This is a genomic window from Paenibacillus sp. 598K (assembly GCF_003851045.1).
Classification (GTDB): Bacteria; Bacillota; Bacilli; order Paenibacillales; family Paenibacillaceae; genus Paenibacillus_D.
Genome location: NZ_BFBX01000093.1, coordinates 938 through 1,236, shown reverse-complemented (window position 1 = coordinate 1,236; position 299 = coordinate 938). Strand labels below are relative to the sequence as shown.

The following is a 299-nucleotide window of genomic DNA, read 5'->3' as shown; positions in this document are numbered from 1 at the left end:
TCATGACGGCTTCTGCCTGTGGCCGAGCCGGTATACCGACCATACGGTGACCAGCAGCCCGTTCCGGGACGGCCAGGGCGATCTGGTGCGCGAGGTGGCCGACGCATGTCGCGAGGCTGGTCTGAAGTTCGGCGTCTATCTGTCGCCGTGGGACCGTCACGAGCCGTCGTATGGCGACTCGGAGGCGTACAATGCGTTTTTCGTCAATCAACTGACGGAGCTACTGACCGGCTACGGCGAGCTGTTCGCGGTCTGGTTCGACGGGGCATGCGGAGAGGGGCCTAATGGCAAGCGGCAGG

1 protein-coding gene is annotated in these 299 nt (G+C 64.2%); it reads left to right on the top strand.

The features are described 5' to 3' along the window. On the top strand, positions 1 to 299 hold a 299-nt coding region (locus PA598K_RS24900), incomplete at both ends, for an alpha-L-fucosidase (RefSeq protein ID WP_148091989.1).